Origin of the sequence: Actinoplanes sp. M2I2, from assembly GCF_023544445.1 — a bacterium.
Taxonomy (GTDB): Bacteria; Actinomycetota; Actinomycetes; order Mycobacteriales; family Micromonosporaceae; genus Actinoplanes.
In genome coordinates this window covers 695,638-715,331 of record NZ_JALPVJ010000002.1, presented here as the reverse complement: position 1 = coordinate 715,331, position 19,694 = coordinate 695,638, and the positions used below count along the sequence as shown (strand labels likewise).

The window sequence follows — 19,694 nt, the reverse complement described above, 5'->3', positions numbered from 1 at the left end:
CTCGCTCAGGCCCGCCGGAGCGGGATCGGGTTGTCGTCCGGCACGACCCGCCAGGCCCGGTCGGCCAGCGGCGCCAGCAGCTCGGCGCAGCGCCGGGTCGCGGCCCCGCCCAGACTCCGCCACGGGCCCGCGGCGAGATCGTCGGTCAGCGCCTCGACCCGGGCATGGGCCTCGCGGCCCGCGGTCGTGGCGGCCCCGTCCGCCGTCCAGCCGCGGTCCCGGAGCCGCTCGTCCGCGGCCCGCCACTGCTGGTCGGACCAGCCGCGGGCGGGCTGGGTGACCTCGCGCAACCGGCCCCCGTCGAGAGCGACCCGCCAGGCCAGCGACTCACACCCGTCGACACCGGCGGTGAGCAGGGCGGCGACGTGCCCGTCGCCGCGGTGTTCGCGCAGCACGGTGGCCGCCTGCCACAGCCGGGCCACCGGATCGCGGGGCCAGGGGACGTCGGCGTGGGCGGCGGCCAGCACCCGTCCGGGCAGGTCGGCCGCCCGGGCCGCGTCGGTGAGGAGCCCGGCCGCCTCGGCGATCGGGGCCGGTGGCAGCCCGGCGAACAAAGAGGTCAGCGCGGCGTGCGCCCCGGCGGTGCGGGCGGCCAGGGCGGCCGACGGGCTGATCCTCGACCAGACGTCTGGCAACGCCCGCGCCACCATGGCCGGCGCGAACCCGAAGAAGGCGGCGGTCACCGGCCCCGGCCCGACCGGCCCGAGAGCCGCAGCCCGCCCGGCGAAGTAGCACCGCCAGAACCCGGTCAGCCCCGCTTCCGCGAAACCGGCGGTCATCTGGGGAGCGAAATAGGCGACGGCGTGCAACGGCTCGAACAGGCTCCACAGGTGACGCGCGACAGACGGTTCGGTCATGGTCCCATCCCAGAGCCCGGCCGGCCGCCGGGCAAGGACCGCTTCGCCGCCGGTGGCCCCGGCCGTGCCGGTCGCCGCTCGTCAGGCGGCGACCATCGGGTCAGTAGCGGCGCTTGCCCTGCAGCTTGGTGAACAGATCGCGCAGCCGGCGCTGGTTCTCCGGCTTGGCCAGCTGCCGGCGGCCCTGGTCGACCAGGCGCCGGCCCTGCGGGCCCTGCAGGAAAGCGCGGACACGTTGGGCAAGTGTTGCCATGTGGTTCCTCCTCGAATTACGTGGCTTCTTTTGTACCCGCTCGGCCCGCACCGGAACCCCCGGATATCGCCACGGTCGCCGGTCGGCCCGCGGATGGCACTTGCGCTCGACGGTGTAAGCGGGAGACTGGTCACTTCGGCTGCGGCGCGCTTTCGTGGCGCGGCCGTAACCGTCACCGCGGGTCGCTCGTTGAGGGAACGACCCCTCGGAACTCTTCAGGACGACAGTGATGGGTGTGATCTCCGCGGCGGCCGGCCTGCTGGCGGGCTGCTCCGTCCTGGCTGCCGTGCTGATGGCGCGGGCCGCCTTCCACGGAAGGACGGCCGGTCCGCGGCTGCGTGCTCTGACCCTGGCCGGCGGCGCCGGGCTGACCGCGCTGGCCGGCACGGCGAGCGGCGTGGCCGTGCTGGCCTGGCCGGACACGCGGGTCGACGGCGTTCCCCTGGCGGCCGAGATTCCGCTGGTCTGCGTCTTCCTCGTCGCGCTGCTGTATCTGCCGGCGCTGCTCCGGCCCCAGCAGCGTCGCGAGGCGCTGGCCCGGCTGCGGGTCGGGCTGGACACCCTCGGGGTCTGGGCGAGCCTGATGTACACGGGGTGGCTGCTGCTGTTCACCGTGGGCGAGCGCCGGGGTGGCTCGATCACCGCGCTGATCTTCGGTGGCGGCGCGGTGGCGATCGCCGCCGTCACCGGCGTGCACGCCCTGCGGCACCGGGCCGCGTTGCAATGGTGCGGCACGGCCGCGGCGCTGTCCCTGACCGGGCTGACGGCGCTGGTCATCGCCATGGATCACCCCGGCCAGGCCAACGCGGCGATCGCCGGGCTGGCCGCGGCGGCCGCGATCAACGTGGCCGCGGCCGGGCTGTGGTACGGCTCGGTGCGGATCTCCCCCGACACGCGCCCGCTGCCGCCACCGGGCAGCGAGTCGACCGGGAGCTTCCCGCTGCTCGGCGTGCTGATCCTGTCGTCGGCCCTGGCCACCGTCTACCACCTGATCAACGGGGGCCGGCTCGACGCCATCTCGATCATGTTGGGCGCCGTCGCGGTCACGGCCGTGACGGTCCGCGAGTGGGTGTCGGCGACCGTGCTGCGCCGTCAGGCCGGGCACCTCACCGATCAGGGCAACCGGCTGCGCGACCTGATGTTCGGCTCGGCCGAGGTGGCCATGATCCTCGACGCCAACCTGGCCGTGCGCTGGCAGTCGCCGGCCGCGGCCCGCCAGTTCGGACTGTCCGACCAGGAGGTCCTCGGTCGTACGGTGTCGGTGCTGGTGGATCCCGATCAGGTCGAGATGGTGCACGCCCACCTCAACGAGCGGATGGAGCACGGCCGGCCGAGCACCCTCGCGGTGCGCCTGCGCGACGGTTTCGGCCGCTGGCGGGCGACCGAGTGGACCACGAACGGCGCCGACCCGGCCGAGCCCGGGCGCACGCTGGTCGTCCACATCCGCGACGTCACCAACACGCACGACCTCGAGCAGACCCTGCGCCGGACCACCCACCTCGACCCGCAGACCGGCCTGACCAACGAGGCCGGGATGCTGCGGGCGGCCGAGCTGATCCCCGACGCGGCCGCCATGATCGTGGTGGAGCTGGGCGGGCTCACCGCGGTCGGCGACGTCCACGGGCGCGACCTGGCCGAGGTGGTGCTGGTCGAGGCCGCGCGCCGGTTGCGGACCCGGGTGGCCGACGCCGACATCCCGGCCCGGGTGGGCGAGACCCGCTTCGCCGTGCTGACCCACTGCGGCGCGGTCCGGGCCCAGCTGCTCGCCGGCCAGCTGGTCAACGCGCTGTCCGCGCCGTACACGACCGCGGGCACGGTCTCGCACCTGTCGGCCTGGGCCGGTCTGGCCGACCTGGCCGGCGAGACCGGCGCCGACGAGGTCCTGCGCCGGGCCTCGCTCGCGCTGCGATCCGTGCGCTCGGGGCCGCCGGGTGCCGTGGAGTGGTACGAGGCCGAGCTGGAGGCGCGGCTGCTGCGCCGCTCGACCCTCGAACAGGACCTGCCCGACGCGGTGGCCCGCGGCGGGATCGACCTGAGCTACCAGCCGATCTTCGAGCTGCCGGGCGGGCGCCCGGCCGGTGTCGAGGCGGTTCCGGCCTGGCGTCACCCCACGCTGGGCGTCGTGGCCGCGGACGAACTGCTGGCGCTGGCCGAGGACCTGGGGCTGCTCGCCCCGATCGGGCACGTGGTGCTGCGCCGGTCCTCCCGCCTGCTCGCCGGTTGGCGGCGCCGGCACGGCGACCTGTGGCTGGCGGTCGGCGTCCGGCCGCGCGAGCTGGTCGATCCGGCCTTCCAGGCGAGCCTGCACACCGCCCTCGAGGAGCACGACCTGCCGCCCGCGGCCCTGGTCCTCGAGATCGCCGAGCACCACCTTTCCGACGTACGGGACGAGGCCCACCAACCGCCGGTCGAGGACATCTCGGCCGCCCTGGGCCGGCTGCGGGCGCTGGGCGTCCGGACAGCCGTCGACAACTTCGGCGCCGGCCCCACGACACTGAGCCGCCTGCGGATCCTCCCGATCGACCTGCTGAAAATTGACCGCGAGGTGTTCGACCCGGCTCTGTCCTTCCGCCGGCCCGGCGCGGTGATGGACGTGGCGGTGACGCTGGGCCGCCGGCTGGGACTCGAGGTGATCGCCCAGGGCCTCGAGGACGCCGCCGACCTGGACGCCGCCCGCACCGCCGGCTGCCACCTCGGCCAGGGCGATCTGCTGGGCCGCCCGATGCCCGCCGAGCGCCTGGAAGCCCTGCTCGAACAACTCCACGACGCCGATCGCCGGGACAGGCACTAGCCTGGCGGACCATGACCATCACGCCGGGGCCGGGCCTCAGCCGGCTCAACACGATCTATCGGCAGGGTGTGCTCGGGCGGCGGCCCGCCGTGCCGGCCGACTTCGCCGAGCTCGAGCGGCGGGCCCGGCGGGCCAGCAGCGCCCGGGCCTGGGCGTACGTGGCCGGCGGCGCCGGTGAGGGCCGGACGATGCGGCGCAACCGGGCCGCCTTCGACCGCTGGGCGATCGTGCCCCGGATGGCGTCGGGGACCCTCGAGCGGGATCTCTCCGTCACCCTGCTCGGCGAGCGGCACGCCACCCCGATGCTGCTCGCCCCGGTCGGCGCGGCCGCGTTGATGGGCGACGACAGCGACCTGCACATCGCGCGGGCGGCCGCCGCCACCGGCACGGCGTACGTGCTGTCCAACCAGGGCTGCAACCCGATGGAGGACTGCGCGGCGGCGATGGGCGACGCGTCGCGCTGGTTCCAGCTCTACTGGAGCAAGGACGAGGCGCTGGTCGACAGCCTCATCGCGCGGGCCGAGGCGGCGGGGGCGGGTGCCCTGGTGGTCACGCTCGACACCACCGTGCTGGGCTGGCGGCCGCAGGACCTCAACCTGGGCTCGCTGCCGTTCAGCCGGGGTCAGGGCATCGCCCAGTACACGTCGGATCCGCGGTTCCGGCAGATCGTCGCCGAGCGGACCGCCCGGCCGGTGACGCGCGGGAAGACCCCCGTCACGGCGGGCGCGGTGCGGACCCTGCTGGCGATGACCCGCAACCATCCCGGCCGCTTCTGGGCCAACCTGCGCTCCCCCGAGCCGCGCGCGTCGGTCGAGACGTTCCTCGACATCTATTCCAACCCCGGCCTGAGCTGGGATCATCTGGCCACCCTGCGGGATCGTACGAAGCTCCCGGTCGTCCTGAAGGGGATCCTGCACCCGGACGACGCCCGCCGCGCCTTCGATCTCGGCGCGGACGCGGTCGTCGTCTCCAACCACGGCGGACGCCAGGTCGACAACGCGATCGCCTCGCTGGACGCGCTCGTGACCATCCGCCGGGAGCTCGGCCCGGGGCCCGCCCTGCTGCTCGACAGCGGCATCCGGTCGGGCGCGGACGTCTTCACCGCCCTGGCCCTCGGCGCGAACGCCGTCCTGCTGGGCCGGCCCTACCTGTACGGGTTCGCCCTGGCCGGGCAGGGTGGGATCGAGGACGTCATCCGCAACGTCGTCGCGGAGCTCGACCTGACCATGGCCCTGACCGGCGCCCCGGACATCCCCTCGATCACCCGCCGGCTTCTCGCCGCCCAGCCGTAGCACCCTTTCCTCCAAGTGATCTCCTTGCTAGGTTGCTGCCAAAGTTTGGCAACAGTGCGATCGAGGCTGGAGGTGCCACGGTGACGACCGTCCTCCCGGAGGGCCGCCACGACGGGGTGCGGGAGCCCGATGCGCTCGGGATCGGCGCGCAGCGGCGGCGCACGGTGTTCTGGCTGGTGACGCTCGGGGCGGCGCTGGTGGTCACCGGGGTGATCGCGGTCGGCACCGGGGCGGTCGCGATCGGCCCGGTCACCGTGGCCCGCGTCATCGCCCACCAGGCGTTCGGCCTGGGCGAGGTGTCCTGGCCGGCGCCGGCCGAGGCGATCGTCTGGCAGGTGCGGCTCCCCCGCGTGCTGCTCGCCATGCTGGTCGGCGCGGGCCTCGCGGTCTGCGGCGTCGCGTTGCAGGCGATGGTGCGCAACGTCCTGGCCGACCCCTATCTGCTCGGCATCAACTCCGGCGCCTCCAGCGGCGCCGCCGCGGCCATCCTGTTCGGGGCGGGTGCCGGCTTCGGCCGGTACGCCCTGCCGGCCAGCGCCTTTCTCGGCGCGCTGGCCGCGTCGCTGCTGGTCTTCCTGGTCGCGCGGAGCGGCGGCCGGGTCACCTCGGTGCGGCTGCTGCTGGCCGGCGTGGCCGTGGGTTACGCCCTGTACGCCGCCACCAGCTTCCTCATCTTCGCCTCGGGCTCGGCCGAGGGCGCCCGCTCGGTCATGTTCTGGTTGCTCGGCTCGCTCGGGCCGGCCCGCTGGGACGCTCTGCTCGCCGTGGCGGCGATCGTGATCGGCGGCACGATCGCCGGTCTGACCGTGACCGGCCGCCGGCTGGACGCGCTCGCCGTGGGCGACGAGACCGCGCACACGCTCGGCCTCTCGCCCGACCGGTTCCGCCTCCGGCTGCTGGTCATGGTCTCGCTCTGCGTGGGTGTGCTGGTGTCGGCGGCCGGCAGCATCGGCTTCGTCGGCCTGGTCGTGCCCCACCTGGCGCGCCGGCTGGTCGGGGCGCCGCACGTGCGGGTGGTGCCGGTGGCCGCCCTGCTGGGCGCGATCCTGCTGGTCGCGGCCGATGTGCTGGCCCGCGTGGCGCTGGCCCCGCAGGAGATCCCCATCGGCATCATCACCGCGCTGCTGGGCGCCCCGTTCCTGTTGATCCTGATCCGCCGTCTGCAGGGAGGCCGGCCCTGAGAAAAATCGCCATCCTGTCCGCCGCGCTGCTGCCGGCCGCCGGCTGCGGGAGCGACGCCGCTCCCCCGGCCGTCGACGGCCTCGAGCGCATCGTCTCGCGGTTCCCGGCGTGATCCAGGCATCCGGGGTGTCGTGGCGGTACGGCGCCGAGCCCGTGATCGACGGCGTCAGCGTGACCGCCCTGCCGGGCCGGGTGCTCGGGCTGATCGGGCCGAACGGCTCCGGCAAGACCACCCTGCTCCGGCTGCTGTACGGCGCCCTGCGCAGCCCGTCCGGCCGGATCACCGTGGACGGCCGGCCGCTGCCCTCGCTGACGCCCCGGGAGACCGCGCTCCGCCTGGCCGTGGTCGTGCAGGAGACCGGCGGGGAGACGGCGCTGACCGTCGCCGAGATGGTGCTGCTCGGGCGCGGCCCGCATCTCGGCACCTTCCAGCGCACCGGCCGGGCCGACCACGAGATAGCGGCCCGCAGCCTCGCCCGGGTCGGCGCCACCCACCTCGGCCCGCGGCCGTTCGGCGACCTGTCGGGCGGCGAACGGCAACGTGTGCTGATCGCCCGCGCCCTGGCTCAGCAGGCCACCCACCTGCTGCTCGACGAGCCGACCAACCATCTCGACATCCGCTACCAGCACGAGGTGCTCGGCCTGGTCCGGGGACTGGGCACCTGTTCGGTGGTGGTGCTGCACGACCTGAACCTGGCCGCGCGCTACTGCGACGACCTGGTGCTGCTCGGCGAGGGCGGGGTGGTGGCGGCCGGGTCGGTCGGCGAGGTGCTCGACCCGGCGATCCTCGAGCCCGTCTACGGCATCGGCGTCAAGCGTGTGGAGCACGACGGATATCTCCATCTGTTGTTCCACCCGCGGGGCGGGTGACCCGGGCCGGCCCCGGCGCCGCCGCCGACCCGCCGAGGGCGCCCCGGCTTGGTGGATCATCGCCCCGGAACGCCCTCCACGACGGAACGGCGGGTCACGGCCAAGCAACACTCGTTCCTACGGCCATCCTGCCGCAGTTGCCAATAACTGGCAATAGTGCCGGAACCGGTCAGACCATTGCGCTCCCGGCGGCCATGCACGCCCGCCGGGAAGACCGACTCGTGGGGCCCGGAGCACGACGCGCCGGCCTGAGCGAGAATGAGGGCGCACGGACGATGCCCAACTGAGGAAGGACTTGTCTTGGCCGGTGGACTCGTAGCCCTGCTGGATGACGTGGCGGTGCTGGCTCGCGCCGCCGCCGCGTCGGTCGACGACATCGGTGTGGCCGCGGCGAAGGCCGGGGCCAAGGCCGCCGGCGTGGTCATCGACGACGCCGCGGTCACGCCCCAGTACGTGCGGAACCTGGCGGCCGAACGGGAGATCCCGATCATCAAGCGCATCGCGCTGGGGTCGCTCCGCAACAAGTTCCTGATCATCCTGCCGGCGATCCTGCTGCTCAGCCAGTTCGTGCCCTGGCTGCTCACGCCGATCCTCATGCTCGGCGGCGCCTACCTCTGCTACGAGGGCGCCGAGAAGGTCTGGGCCCGGATAGCCCACCACGACGCGCACGGCGCGCAGGACAAGGCGCCGGACGAGAAGACCCTGATCTCCGGCGCCGTCCGCACCGACCTGATCCTGTCGGCCGAGATCATGGTCATCACCCTCAACGAGGTGATCGACGAGCCGTTCTGGTCGCGCCTGGCCATCCTGGCCGTGGTCGCCCTGGTCATGACCGTCGCGGTGTACGGCGCGGTCGGCCTGATCGTGAAGATGGACGACGCCGGCCTGCGACTGTCGCAGAAGTCGAGCGGCCCGGTCGCCGGCTTCGGCCGCGGACTGGTCAAGGCGATGCCCAAGGTCCTGACGGCGCTGACCGTGGTCGGCACCGCGGCGATGCTGTGGGTCGGCGGGCACATCCTGCTGGTCGGCACCGACGAGCTGGGCTGGCACTTCCTCTACGAGCAGGTGCACCACCTGGAGGAGGCGGCGCACGACGCCACCGGTCCGCTCGGCGGCCTGATCGGCTGGCTGGTCAACACCATCCTCAGCGCCATCCTGGGCCTGATCGTCGGCGCCCTGGTCGTCCTGGTCATCACCTTCACCCTGCACCGCCGCAAGGGTGGCTCCCACGACGAGGCCGGCTCCCACGGCGCGACCGACGCCCACCCCACGCCGGACACCCACCCCACGCCGGACATTCAGCCCCGGGCCGACGTCGAGCCCGCGCCGGATGCCAAGGCTGTGCCGGATGCCGAGGCTGAGCCCGGCGCTGAGCCCGCCGCGGATGCCCGGCCGGCGACCGATGCCCAGCCGGCGACCGATGCCCGGCCGGGGAGCGATGCCCGGCCGGGGAGCGGAGCCACGGCCGCGGTCAGGGAAACCGCTGCCGGACCGGCCCCCAGCACCGGACCCGACCGCGGGGCGAACTCCGAGACACACTGACGAGCCCGGGACCGTCGAGTCGGGTGACTCGACGGTCCCCGCAGGGTGAGGTTCGGCGGAACGGCTGTTTGATCGCTTGGTCGCGGGGTAACGCAGCCGCGTCCGACGGTTCTCCCGATCAACCGAGGTTGCGAATGTCTTTGGAATACCGGATCGAGCGCGACGGCGACCGCGTCACCGTCATCCCCGAGGGCGACATCAGCCTCGAGACGGTCGACGTGCTGCGCGGGGTTCTGCGCAGCGTCGTGGACGGTCAGAACGCGTCCTTCATCGACGTGGACATGCAGGCCGTGACCTTTCTGGACTCCAGCGGCATCGGGGTGCTCGTGGCGGCCAAGCGGATGGCGGCCAACCGGGGCGCCACGCTGATGCTGCGGGAGCCGACGGCCATGGTCCGGATGGTGCTGGAGATCGCCCACCTCGACGGGCTGCTCGTTCAGGACGCCAGCGCGTGAATGGCCGGCCGATCACCGGGTAACCGGGGTGGGCACGACATCCACGGACAGGAGGCATCATGACCGACCAGAACATCGAGCGCGGAGCTGCCGAAGAGGGCGCCGACTCGCCGCTCACCCCGACCGAGGTCGACGCCTCGCGCAAGGCGCCCAGCGAGAGCGGGAGCGCCGAGCAGCCCCTCGACGAGCACGACAAGGCCGAGTCGGCCAGCGGCACGGACGTCTGAGGCATTCCAGGAGCGGCCGCTCACCAGTCGTGCAGGGAGCCGTCGAGGCGGCGCGCGACCGGGAGGTATTTCGGCTCGTACGGGAACCGGGCGGCCGCCTCGTCGTCGTAGTCGATGCCGAGCCCCGGCTCCTCCGACGGGAACAGCATGCCGCTCTCCAGCCGGGGCGTGCCGCGGAAGACCTCGTACGTCTCCGGGGTGTGACCCATGTGCTCCTGGATGCCGAAGTTGGGCACCGAGATGTCGACAGCCACGGCGGCGGCGGTCGTCACCGGCGACAGGTCGGTGGCCCCGTGCGATCCGGTGCGCACCTGATACAGCGCGGCCAGGTCGAAGATGCGGCGCAGGTGCGTGATGCCCCCCGCGTGCACGACGGTGGTGCGGACGTAGTCGATCAGCTGCTCGGTGATGAGGTGCTGGACGTCCCAGATCGAGCTGAGCACCTCACCGGTGGCGATCGGCGTCGTCGTGTGCCGGCGGATGATCCGGAAGGCCTCCTGGTTCTCGGCCGGGGTCGGGTCCTCCATCCAGAACAGGCGCAGCTCCTCGACGCTGCGGCCGAACCGGGCGGCCTCGATCGGGGTGAGCCGGTGATGCACGTCGTGCAGCAGGTGGAGACCGAAGCCGAACCTCTCCCGCACCCGGGCCAGGTAGCCCGGGGCGAAGTCGAGGTAGGCCTCGGTGCTCCACGCCTGCTCGTCGGGCAGCGCGGTGGCGGCCGGCTCGTAGAAGGCACCCTTGCGAACGCCGTAGCTGCCGCTCAGCCCGGGCACGGCGGCCTGCGCCCGAATGGCCGTGAAACCCTTCTCCCGGTACGCCGCCACGTCGTCCAGCAGTTCCTCGGCATCGCGGCCGCTGGCGTGGCAGTAGACCAGCACGCCGTCCCGGGAGCGCCCGCCGAGCAGCTGGTAGACCGGCAGCCCGGCGACCCGGCCCTTGATGTCCCACAGCGCGACGTCCACCGCGGCGATCGCCGTCATGGTGACCGGCCCGCGCCGCCAGTAGGCCCCCCGGTAGAGGTACTGCCAGGTGTCCTCGATGCGGGCCGGGTCCCGCCCGATCAGCAGCGGCGCGAGATGCTCCCGGAGGTACGCCGCGACGGCGAGCTCCCGCCCGTTGAGGGTGGCGTCCCCCAGCCCGGTGACCCCGTCCGACGTGGTGATCCGCAACGTCACGAAATTGCGTCCCGGTGACGTCACCAGCACCTCGACGCGGTCGATCGTGGCCATCGGATCACTCCCCCGTCGCCCGGCGCGTGTCTGCTGTCAGTAGTTAACCGTCACACCGGCCGCCTTGCACGCCGCGGTGACCTCCTTGCCGGACTTCACGAAGGCCGGGTTGTCGGCCGCGGTCGCCGGGTCGGCCGCGGTCGACGCCTCGGTGGCCAGGGCGGCGAACTCCTTGATGGACGTGCCGACCTGGCTGTAGCTGGCCGCGGCCGCCCTGGTGAGCTGACCGGCCAGTCCGGCCAGGACGGCGTGCAGTAGTCAGAGCCGGACACCGACAACAACCCCGGTCGGTACGGGGCAGACCGCGCGCTTTCCGGCCCGTACACTCTCGACCTCGTGAGAACTCGAGCCGGCACGCGGCGTCGCGCCGTCCCCGCCACCCTCGCCGTCGCCGCGCTCGCCCTGGGGGCCTGCCAGGGCAACGAAGCGGCCGGGCCACCCGCCCCGGCGAGCGCGGCTGCTCCGCCCGCGGCCCCGCAGGCGGCCGAGAAGGCCAGGGTCGGCACGGCCGCCGACGGCTGCGCGCTGCCCGTGTCGTTCGGCATCGCGGAGTCCTGGAAGCCCAAGGCCGTACGGGTGGAGGCGGACGACGTGCTGGCCGAGCTGACCCGCCGCGGGCCGCTGACGATGGCCTGCGAGATCGACGCCAAGCCGGCCGGCTCGATCGGCTTCCTGCGCGTGTGGACGGGGCCGGCGGGCGAGCCACGCCCGGCCCTGACCGCCTTCATCGGCGACCGGGCACAGGACGCGGTCTTCACCGAGCTGCCGATCGGGGGCCGGCCCGGGCTGGAGGTCGTCTATCGGCAGAAGAGCCAGCTCGACGACGCCCTGGAGCCGGAACGGGCCTTCCTCGTGCCGACCGGGCAGGGCATCGCCGTCGTCTCGCTGGACAGCTTCGACAGCGACGAGCACGACGACATGCTGCCCGCCTACGAACTGGGCAAGGCCGGCCTGACCGTCACCGGCTGAGCGCCGGACAAGTCCGCGATCCGGCGCTCAGAGGTGCCGCCGGCGGAGGTCAGGGCGCGACGTCCACCAGGACCTTGCCGACTGTCCCGGCCTCGACCGCGCGGTGGGCGTCGGCGGTGTCGGCCAGCGGGAAGCGGACCAGCGGCAGGCCGTGCTCCTCGCCGACGGGCATCGCGCCGTCCCCGACGGCGGCGGCGACGTCGGCCGCGGCGGCCTGGAGCGCCTGCGTGCCGACGGTGTAGAGAAGCACGAACTGGAGGCGCGAGTTGAGCGTCATGTTCTGCCGCACGTCGAGCTCGACCGGCCGGCCGCCGTCGTTGGCGTAGGTCGCGATCGTGCCCCGGGTGCGCAGGACGGCCAGGTCGAGCGCGAGATTGGCGCCCAGCGCCACCTCGGCGACGAGGTCGACACCGTCCGGGGCCAGCTCGCGGATCGCCGCCGCCGGGTCGCCCGTGCGGTAGTTGACGACGTGGTGGGCGCCGGCGGCGGTGGCCAGCCGGGCCTTCTCCGGGCCGCTGACCGTGCTGATCACGGTGGCGCCGGCCCACCGGGCCAGCTGGATCACCGCGTGGCCGACCGCCCCGGCCCCGCCCGCGGCCAGCACCACCCGGCCGTCGAGAGCGCCGGGGGCGAGCCGGCGGGGCCCGTCCTCGTCGATGGTGAGCGCCCGGTGGGCGGTGAGCGCCGGGACGCCCAGCGAGGCGCCGACGTCGAAGCTCACCGCGTCGGGCAGCGGGACGGCCTGACCGGCGGGCACGACGGCGAACTCGGCGGCGGTGCCGGTGGGCCGGCCCTGGGTGGCCAGGAACAACCACACGCGTTGCCCGACCCGGCCGGGGTCGACCGACTCCCCCACCGCGTCGATCACCCCGGCGCCGTCGACGTGGGGAGTGACCTCGGGGAACTGCTTGGGGTTGGTGACGCCGGAGCGGGTCTTCCAGTCGGTCGGGTTGACGCCGGAGACGGTCACGCGGACGCGGACCTCGCCGGGGCCGGGCACGGGCACGTCCCGGTCGACGAGCCGCAGAGCCTCGGGGCCGCCGTTGTCGCGGTAGATGATGGCCTTCATGCGCCGATTGTCGTCCGCGTCGAGGAAGGCCGCCACGGCGTCGGCGAAAGGCGTGGGGGTTCTCATACGCGAGCGCCGTGCCCGCCCGGCAGCGTGCCGGTCAACGGGTTGGTGAGCGTGGTGAGTGAATGCATCGCTGTATGGCGATCTATCGATTGATGTCCTTACCGTGAGGGCATGCCGACTGCCCTGTACCGAACTTCCGTCGCTGTCCTCGCGGTCGTGCTGCTGGCGGCGGCCGGGCCGGCACCGGCCCGGGCGGCCCTGCCGACGCTCGCGGTCGGGGCGACGACGTCCGCCGCCGACACCGTCGGCAGCGGCAACACCTGCGCCGGCTTCCTCGACGAGCGGACCCACCTGGGCGAGCTGGGCATCCGGCGCGTGTTCGCGTCGGCCGGCCAGCTGCCGCCGGCCGATGCGGTCAGCTGCCACACCACTGACGGCGCCACGCTGTGGTATTCCTTCAAGACGTCCTGCACGCCGGTCGCCGTGGCCGCCGGCGGATGCGACCTCGAGATCCAGAACATCGCCGCGGCGATGCCGGCCGGCAGCTATCTGACCTTCAACCACGAGCCCGAGAACGACATGACCGGCGTCCGGTTCGTCGCCGCGTTCCAGCGGGTCTACGTGGTCGCCAAGGCGGTCAACCCGGCCGTCACCGTGGTGCCCATCTACATGTCCTACCAGTGGCGGTCCGGTTCGACCCGGGTCACCGCCAACGGCACCGGCGGCGACAACGAGATCCGCGACTGGATCGTGCCGGCCGCCTATGCCGACGCCTACGGCCTCGACCTCTACTGGCAGGCCAGCACCCGCGGCAGCGAGCCGGACGACCCGGTGAGCGTCGGCAACGACCCGCGGATGATCCGGTGGTACAACGCCTTCGCCGGTCTCGGCCGGTCCCTCACGCTGCCCGAGTGGGGCATCGATGACGACCAGGGCACCCGGGCGTCCCGCGGGCCGGCCATCCGAGCCTCCCGGACGTGGCTGACCACGCACGGCTTCCGCATCATCAGCTACTGGCAGCTCGACAACTGGTATCTCGGCACCTCGACGGTCCCCGCGGGCGGCTACGCCGACCCCGACGGCGTCGCCGCCTATCAGGAACTCGTCGCCGCGGCCACCCCCTGACGACGCTCCGATCGGGCTCGCCCCGTTGTCGCGGCGCGGCCCCTGCCCCGAGACAGGCGCCACGGTCGCCCCTGCAGTGGGCCGGAGCAGATCGCTGGGACCGGGCCCGGATCGTCGCGGGGCACGCGGTACGCCGCCGAGGCCCGCCTGACGCCGGCCCGGCGCCTCTCAGCTCAGCGCGGCCAGGATGCAGTCCTCGTCCACGTCGGACGTGTCGCCGCTGACGCCGACGGCGCCCACCACCACGCCATCGTCGTCGCGCAGGAGGATGCCACCGGCCGCCGGAGCCAGCCGGCCGTCGGCGACGGCGGCGAGCGACGTGAAGAAGGCGGGATAGCTGTCGGCGCGCTCGCCTATCTCGCGGGACGACAGGCCCATGCCCAGAGCCCCGTACGCCTTGGCCCGGGCGATCTCGAAGCGCAGGATGCCGGCGCCGTCCTCACGTTTGACAACCACCGGGTGACCGCCGGCGTCGAGCACGACCACGGCCAGCGGCGCCGCGTCGATGGAGCGGGCGTGGCGCAGAACGCCGTCGGCCAGCGCGTCGGCCCGGGCCAGGGTGAGCGGGGTCATCGCGTCTCCTCAATGACTGCCATCGTTTCCCTCGAGAACCGTCATCGTTTCTCCCCGAGAATTTCTAGCAGAACCGCAGCGTCGGCGTGGCCCCTCGCGTCCCGGCGGCCTGTTCGACCATGAGCGGTTCGCGTTCGTCGGAGATGGTCGCGCCCTGACGCCGGGCGCCCTGACGCCGGGTAACCATTGACGCGAGCCTCGGATGGTGCTGATAATGCTAGCACTATGAGGTGGATAGTTGATCACTCGTCGCGCGAGCTGCTGCAGCACCAGATCGCCGCGTGCGTCCGTCAGGGAGTGGCCTCGGGCGAGCTCGCCGTGGGCGAGCAGCTTCCGCCCGCGGCCGAGCTGGCCGAGGCCCTGTCGGTCGACCGCAACACGGTGCTGGCCGCCTACCGGCAGCTCCGCGACGAGAGCCTGCTGGAGTTCCGCCGCGGCCGCGGGGCGCGGGTGGCCTCCGCCGTGCCGGAGCCGGCGCCGGTGACCGAGGCGGCCCACACGCTGGTGGCCGTCGCCCGGCGGCACGGCCTGGGCCGGCACGACCTGATCCGCCTCATCGAGAGACTCACCTGACGAGGAGGCATCCCGTGACGGCGTCCGCACTGCCCGGCCCCGGCCGATACTCGATCTACACCGGACGGGCCACCAACTGGCCCGTGATGGTACTGACCGCCGCCCTGGTGGTGCCGCTTCTGACCCTGGGAAACCCGGGAGCGGGTAGCCGGCGCGACCTGGTGCCGCTCCTGGTGGCGGTGCTCGCCGTCCTGCTCGAGGCGTTGACCGCCGGCAGCGTGCGGACCACCGCCGGCCCGAACGGCGTCTCCGTCCGGTTCGGGGTGCTGGGGTGGCCGCGCTGCGCCTACCGGCTTGAGCGGATCGAACGGGCCGAGGTCGTCGAGCTGCCGTGGTGGCGCGTGGCCTACGGCTTCTGGTGGACGCCGTCGCGCACCAACTGCACCGTCCGCTCCGGGCCGGCCCTGCGCCTGACCCTGCGTACGGGCCGGGTCGTGACCATCACCGTGCCGGACGCCCCCGCCGCCGCGGTGATCATCGCCCTGGGCGCCTGAGTCCCGCCGCGCGCCGGCACGCCTCAGCCGGCATCGTCGCTGTCGTACACGTCGAAGTCGAGCGACACGCCCACCTCGGCCAGGCGGGAAAGCAGATCCGGCTCGAACCCGAACGTGGCGCCCAGCGGCTTGGCGACGACGAAGTACGACCAGAACAACGTCGCGCCCTCGGCCTCCAACCGGCGCAGGGCCGGGATCCGCGCCTCGACAACCGGGAGGAGCGCCCGCAGGTGGTCGGCCGGCACGTCGCTCTGCGCCGCCGGACTGGTCAGCGACCAGGTCGTCCATTCCCGCAGCCGGTCCGGGTGCCGGCGCGACACCGGCTCGCCGCGCTCGGAGACGTCGGTGGGCCGCAGGCCGAGCCGCCGGCTGATCTCGTCACCGCCCAGCGCCCCGCTCCGGACCACGAACGCGAGCCGGCTCCGTCCCGTCATCCCGGCATCCTGACAGAGGGCGGCCCGGTCAGAGGTACCGGACGCCGGTCAGCTCCTCGGCCGCCGCCCAGAGCCGCCGGCCCACCGCCGGGTCGGCCGCCTCCCGGCTCAGCCGGGCTTCGACCACCCGGCCCCGCGTCTCCCCGAGCCCGGACGGGCCGAAGAACTGCCCCCCGCGCACAGCCGGGTCGGTCGCGGCTCGCAGCTGCGGCAGAGCGCCCTGCTCGACCGGCTGGGTGGCCAGCAGGCCGACCGACGAGATCAGCCGGCCGAGCCGGCCGCGGTGCTCCCAGGCCCGCGGCGTCAGATTGGTGCGAGTGAGCCCGGGGTGGGCCAGCGCGCTGACGATCGGTGAGCCGGCGGCGCGCAGGCGGCGGTCCAGCTCGAGACCGAAGATCGTGGTGGCGAGCTTGGAGCGGCTGTAGGCGGTGGACGCCCGGTAGTTCCGCTCGTACATGAGGTCGTCGAAGTCGAGGTGCGCGCTCTTGTGCGTGATCGAGCTGAGGTTGACCACGCGCGGGTTCCTGGCCGCGCCCAGCCGGTCGAGCAGCAGCCCGGTCAGCGCGAAGTGGCCGAGCAGGTTCGTGCCCAGGTGCAGCTCGAACCCGTCGGCCGAGGTGTGGCGCGGGCCCAGCAGCACCAGGCCGGCGTTGTTGACCAGCAGGTCGACGACCGGGTGGTCGGCCGCCAGGCGCGCGGCGAAGGCGCGTACGGACTGGAGCGAGGCCAGGTCGAGCTCGCGCACCTCGACGTCGTCGCCCATCCCCCGGGCGGCCTCCCGGCCGGCGGCCACGTTGCGGACGGCCAGCACGACATGGGCGCCGTGCCGGGCCAGCTCGGTCGCGGTGACCCGGCCCAGTCCCGAGTTGGCGCCGGTCACGACGGCGACCCGGCCGTGCTGGGCGGGAATGAGGTCGGCGGTCCATCCGGTCATCTGCTGCTCCTGGGTCGGTCGGTGTCAACGGAGCCGACGTTAGGAGCGAAACGGCACGGTTCGATCGTTCCCGCTTCCCTAGGTCTGCGAGACCTACCCGGCCGGTGCGGCCAGGCGGCACACTTGCGGCATGACCCATCCGTACGCCCGGGAGCTCGGCGACTTCCTGCGGGCCCGGCGCGGCCGGCTGCACCCGCGCGACGTGGGCCTCGAGCCGGGCGGCCGGCGCAAGGTGGCCGGGCTGCGGCGCGAGGAACTGGCCTTGCTGGCCGGACTGAGCACGGATTACTACCAGCGGATGGAGCAGGGCCGCGAGGTGCGCCCGTCCGACGACGTCCTCGACGCGCTGGCCGGCGCGCTGATCCTCGACGACGACGAGCGCCGGCACCTGTTCACGCTGGCCCACGCGGCTCGCCGCCCGATGCCCGGACGCACGGACCGATCCCCCGATACGGTGCCGGAGAACACCCGGCGGCTGCTGCGGGCACTGGACACCCCGGCGATCGTGCTCGGCCGCCACCTCGACCTGCTGGCCGCCAACCCGATGGCCGAGGCGCTGCTGGGCGACCCGACCGGCATCCCGCCGGACCGGCTCAACATGCTCCTGCTGATGTTCGACGACGCCCGCACCGCCGAGCGAACCTGCCCGGACTGGGAACGGCAGGCCCTCGACTACATCGGCATGATGCGGACCGCCGTCGCGGCCGACCCGGCCCACCCCCGGGCCACCGCCGTCGTCGGCGAGTTGAGCATCCGCAGCGCCGAGTTCCGGCAGTTGTGGGCCCGGCACGACGTCCGCGCCTCGGTCAGCGGCACCAAGACCTTCCAGGCCCCCGAGGTCGGCGGCATCGACCTGTCCTGGGACACGTACCCGCTGCCCGGCAGCCCCGGCCCGGTCATGGTGGTCTACACGGCCGAGCCCGGCACCGCCGACGCGGACCGGCTGCAACTGCTGGCAGCCCTGCACGCGACCCGGGCCACCAGGCGCTAGGAGCCGCCGGACCGCGTGCGGGCGTAGCTGTCCACCGTGAGCGCGACGAGCGTCAGCACCACGGCGTTGAGGCAGTGCCACAACCAGTGGGTGCCGACCGGGACGGTGGCGCAGAACGGCCCGTCGACGGTCCGCAGCGTGAGCGACACGGCGAAGATCACGGCGGCGGCGGCCAGCCGGCGATCGCGCAGGACGACCGCGAAGCCGGCCAGAGTCAGCAGCGCGGGCAGATAGCCACCCAGCGCGCCCCGCAGCAGCACGGTGACGACCACGGCGAAGGCCACGAAGGCCGGGACGGCCAGCCAGGCCCGGGTGGCTCGCACGCCGAGCCCGAAGCGGGTCAGCAGCACCGTCGCGGTCAGCACGAAGACCAGGATCGACAGGGTGTCCAGCGCGGCGGTCACCGGCGTCGCGAAGGTGTGGAAGGCGAGGCTGCACAGGCCCACCAGGCCCAACAGGAACGGCAGGAGCGAGCGCGGGCGCCGGACGATCAGATAGACCGCGGCGAGCAGGAAGGCCGCGTTGCTGAGGGCGTTCAGGGGCTCGCCGAGCAGGCCGGGGCCGAGCCGCTCGCAATATCCGTCCACGAGCGGGACCGTAGCGAAGCCGGGATGCAGCGACGTGAACGCCGGGGAAAGGCGTGGTGGTCGGTCCCGTCCGCGGTTAGGCTTCGCCGGTGCTCCGGGCCGTGATCATCGATGTCGACGACACCCTCTGCCTGACCGAGGCGGCCTCGTACGACTTGGAGAACGAGGTGCTGGCCCGGCTGGGCCGCCCGCCGATGTCGCGCGCGGTGCACCTGGCCACCTGGGGTGACACGTTGCTCGAGGCCATGCCGCGGCGGTCGCCCGGGGTGGACCTGGACCGGTTCGCCGAGCTGTTCCCGGTGGCCCACCAGGAGTATCTGGCCGCCGGCCGGCTGGACGTGATCCCGGAGGAGAACCTGCGGGCGCTCGACGAGCTGGTCCTGGCCGGCCGGACCGTCCTGCTGCTGACCTCCCGGGCCGAGGCGGAGGTCCGGCACATGCTGGCCGCCGACCACGTGCTCGCCGGCCGGGTCAGCGGCGCCTATCACCAGGGCAACACCCGGTTCCGCAAACCGGACCCGCGCGCGTTCGACGAGCTGCTGGCCGAGACCGGCTTCGCGCCCGGCGACTGCGTCTACGTGGGCGACTCGCCGGGTGACGCGGTGGCCGCCGGAGGTGCGGGGCTGAGCTTCATCGCCTGCCTGCAGAGCGGGGTGCGCAGCCTGGACGACTTCGACCCACGTCACGTCGACGCGTGCATCGACGTCTTCCCCGACGTGGTCGCCGCGGTGAACCGCCTCGACCCGCACGGGTGACCGCCGACCGACCACCATTCCCCCGGCGGCCCACCGCCGTAGCGTCCTCCCATGATCAACCCGGGAACGGCCCCGATCGAGGACGCGCGGCCCGACCTGGCCGAGGCCAACCTGGACGCCTTCCTCACGGCGGTCCGGCGGCGCGCGGCGGAACTGGACGAGACCCCGATCCGGCACCGCGTCGCCCACCTCGCCGGCGACCCGGTCCGCGACCCGCGGGCCGACCGGGACGGCCGGTTCGGCTGGGACCTGCCGATGTCCGACGGCCGGGCGGTCCGCCTGCTGCTGCCCGGCGCCGAGCTCACCCGGCTGCGCGACGACATCACCGCGGAATCGCCCTGCCTCTATGTCAACGGCACGGCGTGGTGGTGGTCCGGCGCGGTCGACGCGGTGGCCGGCGAGGGACTCCGGCTCCGCCCGGACCCCGACCGGCCCGGCTGACCACAGACGTCGCGGCGCTGCTGGCCGCGTCTCCTTGCTGGGTCC

General features: G+C 73.6%; 23 protein-coding genes. 14 read left to right on the top strand and 9 right to left on the bottom strand.

The window, feature by feature from the left end; translation table 11 throughout:
- Window positions 1-5 precede the first annotated feature (5 nt).
- Together HJC40_RS07160 and HJC40_RS07155 are read right to left on the bottom strand one after the other, a co-directional pair.
- A complete protein-coding gene (locus tag HJC40_RS07160) occupies window positions 6-857 on the bottom strand; it encodes a hypothetical protein (protein WP_249999331.1) in 852 nt (283 codons plus the stop codon).
- 100 nt (window positions 858-957) lie between these two features.
- Window positions 958-1,110, bottom strand: a complete 153-nt coding sequence (locus HJC40_RS07155) for a hypothetical protein (RefSeq protein ID WP_249999328.1) — start codon at window positions 1,108-1,110, stop codon at window positions 958-960.
- A 229-nt stretch (window positions 1,111-1,339) separates the two neighbouring features.
- Between HJC40_RS07155 and HJC40_RS07150 the strand changes: the two genes are divergently transcribed.
- The 7 genes from HJC40_RS07150 to HJC40_RS07120 all read left to right on the top strand — a co-directional run bounded on the left by HJC40_RS07150 (window position 1,340) and on the right by HJC40_RS07120 (window position 9,469).
- Window positions 1,340-3,901, top strand: coding sequence for an EAL domain-containing protein (locus HJC40_RS07150; RefSeq protein ID WP_249999326.1), 2,562 nt, complete (start codon window positions 1,340-1,342; stop codon window positions 3,899-3,901).
- An 11-nt stretch (window positions 3,902-3,912) separates the two neighbouring features.
- Window positions 3,913-5,193, top strand: coding sequence for an alpha-hydroxy-acid oxidizing protein (locus tag HJC40_RS07145; protein WP_249999324.1), 1,281 nt, complete (start codon window positions 3,913-3,915; stop codon window positions 5,191-5,193).
- An 80-nt stretch (window positions 5,194-5,273) separates the two neighbouring features.
- The gene (locus tag HJC40_RS07140) at window positions 5,274-6,374 is read left to right on the top strand and encodes an iron ABC transporter permease (RefSeq protein ID WP_249999322.1); all 1,101 of its coding nucleotides are present in this window, start codon (window positions 5,274-5,276) and stop codon (window positions 6,372-6,374) included.
- A gap of 109 nt (window positions 6,375-6,483) precedes the next feature.
- Window positions 6,484-7,245 carry an ABC transporter ATP-binding protein gene (locus HJC40_RS07135; protein WP_249999320.1) on the top strand — a complete coding sequence of 254 codons (762 nt, stop codon included), beginning with the start codon at window positions 6,484-6,486 and terminating at the stop codon, window positions 7,243-7,245.
- Window positions 7,246-7,545: 300 nt separating this feature from the next.
- Window positions 7,546-8,787, top strand: a complete 1,242-nt coding sequence (locus HJC40_RS07130; protein ID WP_249999318.1) for a DUF808 domain-containing protein — start codon at window positions 7,546-7,548, stop codon at window positions 8,785-8,787.
- Window positions 8,788-8,921: 134 nt separating this feature from the next.
- The gene (locus HJC40_RS07125) at window positions 8,922-9,242 is read left to right on the top strand and encodes an STAS domain-containing protein (protein ID WP_249999316.1); all 321 of its coding nucleotides are present in this window, start codon (window positions 8,922-8,924) and stop codon (window positions 9,240-9,242) included.
- A 59-nt stretch (window positions 9,243-9,301) separates the two neighbouring features.
- Entirely contained in the window at window positions 9,302-9,469 is a 168-nt protein-coding gene (locus tag HJC40_RS07120; RefSeq protein ID WP_249999313.1) for a hypothetical protein, read from the top strand.
- Between the two features lie 20 nt (window positions 9,470-9,489).
- Here the strand turns inward: HJC40_RS07120 and manD are convergent, their stop codons facing one another.
- On the bottom strand, window positions 9,490-10,698 hold the full coding sequence (gene manD / locus HJC40_RS07115) for a D-mannonate dehydratase ManD (RefSeq protein ID WP_249999311.1): 1,209 nt from the start codon (window positions 10,696-10,698) through the stop codon (window positions 9,490-9,492).
- 336 nt (window positions 10,699-11,034) lie between these two features.
- Here manD and HJC40_RS07110 point away from each other — a divergent pair, with 336 nt between their 5' ends.
- A complete protein-coding gene (locus tag HJC40_RS07110) occupies window positions 11,035-11,667 on the top strand; it encodes a lipoprotein (protein WP_249999308.1) in 633 nt (210 codons plus the stop codon).
- Between the two features lie 49 nt (window positions 11,668-11,716).
- Here HJC40_RS07110 and HJC40_RS07105 read toward each other — a convergent pair whose 3' ends face one another.
- Window positions 11,717-12,736: an NADPH:quinone reductase gene (locus HJC40_RS07105; RefSeq protein WP_249999442.1), complete on the bottom strand. Its 1,020-nt coding sequence runs from the start codon at window positions 12,734-12,736 to the stop codon at window positions 11,717-11,719.
- Between the two features lie 177 nt (window positions 12,737-12,913).
- Between HJC40_RS07105 and HJC40_RS07100 the strand changes: the two genes are divergently transcribed.
- Window positions 12,914-13,867: a hypothetical protein gene (locus tag HJC40_RS07100; protein WP_249999306.1), complete on the top strand. Its 954-nt coding sequence runs from the start codon at window positions 12,914-12,916 to the stop codon at window positions 13,865-13,867.
- 168 nt (window positions 13,868-14,035) lie between these two features.
- On the opposite strand, the gene HJC40_RS07095 is transcribed toward HJC40_RS07100, so the two are convergent.
- Window positions 14,036-14,440, bottom strand: coding sequence for a heme-binding protein (locus tag HJC40_RS07095; protein WP_249999304.1), 405 nt, complete (start codon window positions 14,438-14,440; stop codon window positions 14,036-14,038).
- 64 nt (window positions 14,441-14,504) lie between these two features.
- Window positions 14,505-14,627: a hypothetical protein gene (locus HJC40_RS45150; RefSeq protein ID WP_284042721.1), complete on the bottom strand. Its 123-nt coding sequence runs from the start codon at window positions 14,625-14,627 to the stop codon at window positions 14,505-14,507.
- Between the two features lie 38 nt (window positions 14,628-14,665).
- Between HJC40_RS45150 and HJC40_RS07090 the strand changes: the two genes are divergently transcribed.
- Window positions 14,666-15,013, top strand: a complete 348-nt coding sequence (locus HJC40_RS07090) for a GntR family transcriptional regulator (protein WP_249999301.1) — start codon at window positions 14,666-14,668, stop codon at window positions 15,011-15,013.
- Between the two features lie 14 nt (window positions 15,014-15,027).
- A complete protein-coding gene (locus HJC40_RS07085) occupies window positions 15,028-15,507 on the top strand; it encodes a hypothetical protein (protein ID WP_249999299.1) in 480 nt (159 codons plus the stop codon).
- Window positions 15,508-15,530: 23 nt separating this feature from the next.
- Here the strand turns inward: HJC40_RS07085 and HJC40_RS07080 are convergent, their stop codons facing one another.
- The gene (locus tag HJC40_RS07080) at window positions 15,531-15,941 is read right to left on the bottom strand and encodes a DUF4279 domain-containing protein (protein WP_249999296.1); all 411 of its coding nucleotides are present in this window, start codon (window positions 15,939-15,941) and stop codon (window positions 15,531-15,533) included.
- Window positions 15,942-15,969: 28 nt separating this feature from the next.
- Entirely contained in the window at window positions 15,970-16,875 is a 906-nt protein-coding gene (locus tag HJC40_RS07075) for an oxidoreductase (protein WP_249999294.1), read from the bottom strand.
- A 130-nt stretch (window positions 16,876-17,005) separates the two neighbouring features.
- On the opposite strand from HJC40_RS07075, the gene HJC40_RS07070 reads away from it, so the two are divergent.
- Window positions 17,006-17,866: a helix-turn-helix transcriptional regulator gene (locus HJC40_RS07070; RefSeq protein ID WP_249999292.1), complete on the top strand. Its 861-nt coding sequence runs from the start codon at window positions 17,006-17,008 to the stop codon at window positions 17,864-17,866.
- Here HJC40_RS07070 and HJC40_RS07065 read toward each other — a convergent pair.
- Entirely contained in the window at window positions 17,863-18,453 is a 591-nt protein-coding gene (locus HJC40_RS07065) for a ceramidase (RefSeq protein WP_249999290.1), read from the bottom strand. The two genes, HJC40_RS07070 and HJC40_RS07065, sit on opposite strands and share 4 nt — an antisense overlap.
- Window positions 18,454-18,542: 89 nt before the next feature.
- On the opposite strand from HJC40_RS07065, the gene HJC40_RS07060 reads away from it, so the two are divergent.
- Both HJC40_RS07060 and HJC40_RS07055 read left to right on the top strand, forming a co-directional pair.
- Window positions 18,543-19,208, top strand: a complete 666-nt coding sequence (locus tag HJC40_RS07060) for an HAD family hydrolase (protein ID WP_249999288.1) — start codon at window positions 18,543-18,545, stop codon at window positions 19,206-19,208.
- 51 nt (window positions 19,209-19,259) lie between these two features.
- Window positions 19,260-19,649 (top strand): hypothetical protein, encoded by a 390-nt coding sequence (locus HJC40_RS07055; protein ID WP_249999286.1) that lies wholly within the window; start codon window positions 19,260-19,262, stop codon window positions 19,647-19,649.
- Window positions 19,650-19,694: the final 45 nt, after the last annotated feature.

Bases quoted from the DNA above. Each gene is read 5' to 3' on its own strand.
- HJC40_RS07080 (WP_249999296.1), bottom strand. From the start codon at position 15,941: ATGACGGGACGGAGCCGGCTCGCGTTCGTGGTCCGGAGCGGGGCGCTG.
- HJC40_RS07150 (WP_249999326.1), top strand. From the start codon at position 1,340: ATGGGTGTGATCTCCGCGGCGGCCGGCCTGCTGGCGGGCTGCTCCGTC.
- HJC40_RS07120 (WP_249999313.1), top strand. From the start codon at position 9,302: ATGACCGACCAGAACATCGAGCGCGGAGCTGCCGAAGAGGGCGCCGAC.
- manD (WP_249999311.1), bottom strand. From the start codon at position 10,698: ATGGCCACGATCGACCGCGTCGAGGTGCTGGTGACGTCACCGGGACGC.
- HJC40_RS07125 (WP_249999316.1), top strand. From the start codon at position 8,922: ATGTCTTTGGAATACCGGATCGAGCGCGACGGCGACCGCGTCACCGTC.
- HJC40_RS07100 (WP_249999306.1), top strand. From the start codon at position 12,914: ATGCCGACTGCCCTGTACCGAACTTCCGTCGCTGTCCTCGCGGTCGTG.
- HJC40_RS07070 (WP_249999292.1), top strand. From the start codon at position 17,006: ATGACCCATCCGTACGCCCGGGAGCTCGGCGACTTCCTGCGGGCCCGG.
- HJC40_RS07105 (WP_249999442.1), bottom strand. From the start codon at position 12,736: ATGAAGGCCATCATCTACCGCGACAACGGCGGCCCCGAGGCTCTGCGG.
- HJC40_RS07155 (WP_249999328.1), bottom strand. From the start codon at position 1,110: ATGGCAACACTTGCCCAACGTGTCCGCGCTTTCCTGCAGGGCCCGCAG.
- HJC40_RS07090 (WP_249999301.1), top strand. From the start codon at position 14,666: ATGAGGTGGATAGTTGATCACTCGTCGCGCGAGCTGCTGCAGCACCAG.
- HJC40_RS07160 (WP_249999331.1), bottom strand. From the start codon at position 857: ATGACCGAACCGTCTGTCGCGCGTCACCTGTGGAGCCTGTTCGAGCCG.
- HJC40_RS07095 (WP_249999304.1), bottom strand. From the start codon at position 14,440: ATGACCCCGCTCACCCTGGCCCGGGCCGACGCGCTGGCCGACGGCGTT.
- HJC40_RS07075 (WP_249999294.1), bottom strand. From the start codon at position 16,875: ATGACCGGATGGACCGCCGACCTCATTCCCGCCCAGCACGGCCGGGTC.
- HJC40_RS07055 (WP_249999286.1), top strand. From the start codon at position 19,260: ATGATCAACCCGGGAACGGCCCCGATCGAGGACGCGCGGCCCGACCTG.
- HJC40_RS07145 (WP_249999324.1), top strand. From the start codon at position 3,913: ATGACCATCACGCCGGGGCCGGGCCTCAGCCGGCTCAACACGATCTAT.
- HJC40_RS45150 (WP_284042721.1), bottom strand. From the start codon at position 14,627: ATGGTTACCCGGCGTCAGGGCGCCCGGCGTCAGGGCGCGACCATCTCC.